At 48.3% G+C, this 5,132-nt stretch carries 2 tRNA genes and 2 rRNA genes; all 4 read left to right on the top strand.

What is annotated here, in order from left to right:
* Positions 1–204 precede the first annotated feature (204 nt).
* A 16S ribosomal RNA gene (locus DRW42_RS28280) occupies positions 205–1,726 on the top strand.
* A 269-nt stretch (positions 1,727–1,995) separates the two neighbouring features.
* Positions 1,996–2,073: transfer RNA gene (locus DRW42_RS28275), tRNA-Ile, on the top strand.
* An 80-nt stretch (positions 2,074–2,153) separates the two neighbouring features.
* A tRNA-Ala gene (locus tag DRW42_RS28270) sits at positions 2,154–2,227 on the top strand.
* Positions 2,228–2,796: 569 nt separating this feature from the next.
* Positions 2,797–5,132: ribosomal RNA gene (locus tag DRW42_RS28265) — 23S ribosomal RNA — on the top strand; the annotation flags it as partial.

Raw genomic sequence — 5,132 nt, 5'->3', positions numbered from 1 at the left:
GATATAAAGATCGGCCGCGAGGTTTAGAAGATCAATAAGTTCTTAAAAGAGATGTCAATGTAGCGTAGCGGGGTAATGGAGTACTGATCAAAGTACATGATTATTTTGCTTTATTTTAAAGGTGGTGTCTAACAGACAACATAAAAAAAAGAAGACTATTTTTAACAATAGTTAAAACTGGTCAGAATTGAACAACAACATTTTACAATGGAGAGTTTGATCCTGGCTCAGGATGAACGCTAGCGGCAGGCCTAATACATGCAAGTCGAACGATACCAAGGGGCTTGCTCCTTGGAAAAGTGGCGCACGGGTGCGTAACGCGTATGCAACCTACCTTAATCAGGGGGATAGCCCGGAGAAATCCGGATTAACACCGCATAAAAACACAGGATAGCATTATCCAATGTTCAAATATTTATAGGATTAAGATGGGCATGCGTGTCATTAGCTAGTTGGCGGGGTAACGGCCCACCAAGGCGACGATGACTAGGGGATCTGAGAGGATGGCCCCCCACACTGGTACTGAGACACGGACCAGACTCCTACGGGAGGCAGCAGTAAGGAATATTGGTCAATGGGCGCAAGCCTGAACCAGCCATGCCGCGTGCAGGAAGACTGCCCTATGGGTTGTAAACTGCTTTTATCCGGGAATAAACCTACTTACGTGTAAGTAGCTGAATGTACCGGAAGAATAAGGATCGGCTAACTCCGTGCCAGCAGCCGCGGTAATACGGAGGATCCAAGCGTTATCCGGATTTATTGGGTTTAAAGGGTGCGTAGGCGGCCTGTTAAGTCAGGGGTGAAAGACGGTAGCTCAACTATCGCAGTGCCCTTGATACTGATGGGCTTGAATGGACTAGAGGTAGGCGGAATGAGACAAGTAGCGGTGAAATGCATAGATATGTCTCAGAACACCGATTGCGAAGGCAGCTTACTATGGTCTTATTGACGCTGAGGCACGAAAGCGTGGGGATCAAACAGGATTAGATACCCTGGTAGTCCACGCCCTAAACGATGAACACTCGCTGTTGGCGGTACACAGTCAGCGGCTAAGCGAAAGCGTTAAGTGTTCCACCTGGGGAGTACGCCCGCAAGGGTGAAACTCAAAGGAATTGACGGGGGCCCGCACAAGCGGAGGAGCATGTGGTTTAATTCGATGATACGCGAGGAACCTTACCCGGGCTTGAAAGTTAGTGAATGATCTAGAGATAGATCAGTGAGCAATCACACGAAACTAGGTGCTGCATGGCTGTCGTCAGCTCGTGCCGTGAGGTGTTGGGTTAAGTCCCGCAACGAGCGCAACCCCTATGTTTAGTTGCCAGCACGTCATGGTGGGGACTCTAAACAGACTGCCTGTGCAAACAGAGAGGAAGGAGGGGACGACGTCAAGTCATCATGGCCCTTACGTCCGGGGCTACACACGTGCTACAATGGACGGTACAGAGGGCAGCTAGCCAGCAATGGTATGCGAATCTCATAAAGCCGTTCACAGTTCGGATTGGGGTCTGCAACTCGACCCCATGAAGTTGGATTCGCTAGTAATCGCGTATCAGCAATGACGCGGTGAATACGTTCCCGGGCCTTGTACACACCGCCCGTCAAGCCATGGAAGCTGGGGGTACCTAAAGTATGTAACCGCAAGGAGCGTCCTAGGGTAAAACCGGTAACTGGGGCTAAGTCGTAACAAGGTAGCCGTACCGGAAGGTGCGGCTGGAATACCTCCTTTCTGGAGTAGCACCGCCTACCCGCAACGCAACATGATATTTCAAATAAGGTAGAAGGTAAAAGCATAAAGACTAAAGCTGAAAGGCATGTCTCGATACTTGATACTAAATACTTTTAAAAAAAAGAGAAAAAACAAGAAACACCCAGAAGAAAACGGTGGGCATACTATAAAGGTATAGCGCGGCGGACTAATGAAGGGGAAGCCAAAAAGGGAAGCAGTAGCGGTAAGATACTATATACTGCGACATGAAAAAGCTTACCTGAAAATAAAGTCCCGTAGCTCAGCCTGGTTAGAGCACTACACTGATAATGTAGGGGTCTCCAGTTCAAATCTGGACGGGACTACCATTGAAGTTTACAATTGGCGGTTTGCAGTTAACAGTTATCATAACTGAAAACTAAGAACTGAAAACTGGTAACTACACTCTGGGGGATTAGCTCAGCTGGCTAGAGCGCCTGCCTTGCACGCAGGAGGTCAACGGTTCGACTCCGTTATTCTCCACATAAGAGTTTTAGCGGATGGCGCTAGAGCGTCCCGATTTTCATCGGGAAGGTCAACGGTTCGACTCCGTTATTCTCCACATTTGAGCACAAAGCTTAAAGACCAAAGCAGAAAGCTTTCAAAAAACACACAACAAAAAACGATTACCTGGACTGGTAAACTACATTGACATAATTAAGAAAGAAGAAAACGCCACGGGGCACATCTAAGAATCTAAATACTTAATACTATATACTAAGTACTGATTGAAAAGATGAAACGGTTCGAGACCGCAGTTTTTTACTAATGAAGCTGAAACGAAGCTTAGGCGCAGGACAATGAAACCCTCCACCTTTATACCTTCGGCCTTCAGCCTCAGTAAAGTTCTTTGACATATTGGAAGAAGTTAAAAAAGAAGAGCAAACAACAATAGGCGACTGTTGTGTTTGTGCTCTCCCGGTCTTGCANAAGAAGAGCAAACAACAATAGGCGACTGTTGTGTTTGTGCTCTCCCGGTCTTGCATCGGGAATGAGACATCATAACAAGAGCAAAAAAAGCATACCTTGCGGCGCAAAAGGCGCAAGAGTAGAAGAAAGTAATAAAGAGTACACGGGGGATGCCTTGGCTCTCAGAGGCGATGAAGGACGTGATAAGCTGCGATAAGCTTCGGGTATTTGCAAATAGGAATTGATCCGAAGATTTCCGAATGGGGCAACCCGGCATGTTGAAGACATGTCACATATAATGAGCAAACCTGCCGAACTGAAACATCTAAGTAAGCAGAGGAAGAGAAAATAACAATGATTTCCTGAGTAGTGGCGAGCGAAAGGGAAAGAGCCCAAACCTACTTTGTTACGGCAAAGTGGGGGTTGTAGGACTGCAATATGGCATTAGCAAACAGAAGTGGAACGGGATGGGAATCCCGGCGATACAAGGTGATAGCCCTGTACACGTATAGAATGCTAGCTTAGCAGTATCCTGAGTACCGCGAGGTCGGAGACGCCTTGTGGGAATCTGCCGGCACCATCCGGTAAGGCTAAATACTCCTGAGAGACCGATAGTGAACCAGTACCGTGAGGGAAAGGTGAAAAGAACCCCGAACAGGGGAGTGAAATAGAACCTGAAACCGTGTACTTACAAGCGGTCGGAGCATCCAAGTGGTGTGACGGCGTGCCTTTTGCATAATGAGCCTACGAGTTACTCCTCTCTGGCAAGGTTAAGTGCTTCAGGCACGGATCCGAAGCGAAAGCGAGTCTGAATAGGGCGTATAGTCAGAGGGGGTAGACGCGAAACCTTGTGATCTACCCATGGACAGGTTGAAGGTGCGGTAACACGTACTGGAGGACCGAACCGATAAACGTTGAAAAGTTTCCGGATGATCTGTGGGTAGGGGTGAAAGGCTAATCAAACTGGGAAATAGCTCGTACTCCCCGAAATGTTTTTAGGAACAGCGTGGATATTAAGTTTCATAGAGGTAGAGCTACTGATTGGGTGCGGGGGAGTCAAATCCTACCAAATCCAGACAAACTCCGAATGCTATGAAATATGATCTGCAGTGAGGCGCGGGGTGCTAAGGTCACGCGCCGAGAGGGAAAGAACCCAGACCATCAGCTAAGGTCCCCAAGTTACAGTTAAGTTGAACTAACGAGGTCCGATTGCACAGACAGCTAGGATGTTGGCTTGGAAGCAGCCATTCATTTAAAGAGTGCGTAACAGCTCACTAGTCGAGCGATCGGGCATGGATAATAAACGGGCATTAAACTGTACACCGAAGCTATGGGATTGAAATATATCGGTAGGGGAGCATTCTATGTGCAGCGAAGGTATCTGGTAATGGGTGCTGGAGCGCATAGAAAAGCAAATGTAGGCATAAGTAACGATAAGGCGGGCGAGAAACCCGCCCACCGAAAGGATAAGGTTTCCTGATCAACGCTAATCGGATCAGGGTTAGTCGGGACCTAAGGAGAACCCGAAGGGGAAATTCGATGGACAACGGATTAATATTTCCGTACTTTTTATAACTGCGATGTGGGGACGGAGTAGTGACACTGCCGCGATCTGACGGAATAGATCGTTAAAGGCTGTAGGTATTGGACCGGTAGGCAAATCCGCCGGACCAGCTGAACGCTGATAGTACGACAAGGCTTCGGCTGAGTTGATAGTGCAGGTAATCAGACTTCCAAGAAAAACCGCTAAGCTTCAGGTTATAAAAACCCGTACCGCAAACCGACACAGGTATCCGGGAAGAGGATTCTAAGGTGCTCGAGTGAATCATGGCTAAGGAACTCGGCAAAATGGCCCTGTAACTTCGGGAGAAGGGGCGCTGGCAGCAATGTCAGCCGCAGTGAAAAGGCCCAGGCGACTGTTTAACAAAAACACATGGCTTTGCAAAATCGAAAGATGAAGTATAAGGCCTGACACCTGCCCGGTGCTGGAAGGTTAAGAGGGGATGTCATCGTAAGAGAAGCATTGAATCGAAGCCCCAGTAAACGGCGGCCGTAACTATAACGGTCCTAAGGTAGCGAAATTCCTTGTCGGGTAAGTTCCGACCCGCACGAAAGGCGTAACGATCTGGGCACTGTCTCAACGAGAGACTCGGTGAAATTATAATACCCGTGAAGATGCGGGTTACCCGCGACAGGACGGAAAGACCCCATGGAGCTTTACTGTAGCTTGATATTGGGTGTTTGTACAACTTGTACAGGATAGGTAGGAGCCGTAGAAGTCGGAACGCTAGTTTCGATGGAGGCATTGGTGGGATACTACCCTCGTTGTATGAACACTCTAACCCTCGCCGGCAATCACGGCGGGAGACAGTGTCAGGTGGGCAGTTTGACTGGGGCGGTCGCCTCCTAAAAGGTAACGGAGGCGCCCAAAGGTTCCTTCAGAATGGTTGGAAATCATTCGCAGAGTGTAAAGGCATAA

Origin of the sequence: Pedobacter miscanthi, from assembly GCF_003315595.1 — a bacterium.
Lineage (GTDB): Bacteria > Bacteroidota > Bacteroidia > Sphingobacteriales > Sphingobacteriaceae > Pedobacter > Pedobacter miscanthi.
Note: the sequence above shows the minus strand (reverse complement) of the source record. Positions and strands in the feature narration are given on the sequence as shown.